General features: G+C 72.9%; 2 protein-coding genes. One reads left to right on the top strand and one right to left on the bottom strand.

Translation table 11 applies throughout. The features are described 5' to 3' along the window. The coding region (locus ACY35P_RS15545; protein ID WP_462116740.1) for a hypothetical protein at positions 1–252 on the top strand (252 nt) is incomplete at its 5' end. 225 nt (positions 253–477) lie between these two features. On the opposite strand, the gene ACY35P_RS15540 is transcribed toward ACY35P_RS15545, so the two are convergent. Next, the gene (locus ACY35P_RS15540; RefSeq protein WP_462116741.1) at positions 478–1,767 is read right to left on the bottom strand and encodes a UdgX family uracil-DNA binding protein; all 1,290 of its coding nucleotides are present in this window, start codon (positions 1,765–1,767) and stop codon (positions 478–480) included. Between the last annotated feature and the right edge of the window lie 10 nt (positions 1,768–1,777).

The following is a 1,777-nucleotide window of genomic DNA, read 5'->3' as shown; positions in this document are numbered from 1 at the left end:
ACGTACGCGCCGGCCGACCGCTATCGCACCGACCTCGTCGCGACCGCGCTGGTGCCGGTGAAGAATTCGACCGCGCCCGCGATGGCGCTGGCGCGCGGACATGGCGAGTGCGAGGGGCCGCAAGGGGCGCAGGTCGGCGCCGGGGCGGAGGTCGAACGCGGCGAGGATCGAACACATGGCGGGTCTTCCTTTTTCGGAGGGCTGAAAACGAAGAAGCCCGCACTTCTCAGTGCGGGCTTCGTGGACGATTGAGCGTGGATGCTGCGCGCTAATCGCCGGCCCGCGGAAGGCTGGCGTTATTGCGATTGTTGTTGGCGGCGCACGCGGCCACGCGCCCGTTGCGGGCGGCGTTCGAGGCGGCGGTGCGCGTGGAGGTCATGGCCCGATCCTGCCCGCGATCCGTGTGCGGCACAAGCGGCCGGGGCGCCGTTCGTCCACCGGCGTGCGCCCGACCCGCGAAGCCCGGCATCGCGACGATCAACTCGTCGAAGGCGCCGGCGATGCCGCGGGCACGCGCCGCACGGCCTCGGCGACCCGTGCGAGATCGTCCACGAGCGAGCGGTAGGCCTCGTCCTGCACGTGCGCGGGCTGGCGCAGCACCCACGAGGGATGGACGGTAGCGAGTATCTGCGCGCCCTCGCCTGTCGCCTGCCATCGGCCGCGGTCGCGCATGAGCGCGAAGCCACTGCCGAGGAGTGCATTCGCCGCGGTCGCGCCGAGGCAGACCACGCGTTCCGGACGGATCGACTCGAGCTCGCGCCGCAGCCAGCCGCGACATGCCGCCTGCTCCGCGGCGTTCGCGCGCACGTGCAGCCGTCGCTTGCCGCGCAGCTCGAACTTGAAATGTTTCACCGCATTCGTGAGGTAGAGCGCATCGCGGTCCAGACCGGCATCGGCGAGTGCGCGGTCGAGCAGGCGGCCCGCGGGGCCCGTGAACGGCAGGCCGCGCAGATCCTCCTCGTCGCCCGGCTGCTCGCCGACGACGACGATGCGTGCATCTCGAGGTCCCGTGCCGGGCACCGCCTGCGTGGCCGGCGCCCACAGGGGACAGGCCCGGCAGGCGCGCACGGCGTCGTGGACCGCGTCGATGCCGCTGCCGACGGACAACGCCGCAGGCGACGGCGCGGGCACGCGACGGCGTGCCGGCTCCGGCGCCCGCGCCACCATCGCGGCAACCCGCGGGGCGGCATCGCGCATCAGCCCCGGCAGCTCGCGGGCCTCCGGCAGGTGTTTCCAGAACCGCGTCGGCATCTCCGCGCGCATCGCTTTCGGATTGAGCCGGGCGGGATTGAAGATGCTCGCGTAGTACCGCCGCCAGAGCGCCTCGCCATCGTCTTCGGCCGGCGCATCGGAGGCCATGCCGCCCGCGCCCATCGCGAGCGCCGTGCCGTCCCATACCGCGCGCCGGTAGGGCGTCAGGATCGCCCAGCGCATCCCGGCGAAGCGCTTCATGAAGAACGGCGCGACAAGGTCGACCACGTCGTGGTCGGGCTCGTACCACGCCACGAATACGCCGGGCTCGCCCGGCACTTCGCGGAAGCGCACGAAGGCCTCCATCTTGTGGGCGTCGCGGCGCACGGCTTTCTGCAATTGCAGCGCCCGTCGAACCTCGGGGTCGGTCTCGTGCTCGAGCAGCCGCGGCTCGCCGTTCACCAGCCGCCACAGCAGCGCATAGGGCAAGGCGTGCCGGCGCGGGTCGCGGTGGGCGAGCACGTCGCGCGCGAGGCGCAGGAACGCCCCCGGCACGGCGGGCGCGTCCGCGAGCACCGGCGCCTCC

It is taken from the genome of Lysobacter xanthus (genome assembly GCF_047159895.1).
Note: the sequence above shows the minus strand (reverse complement) of the source record. Positions and strands in the feature narration are given on the sequence as shown.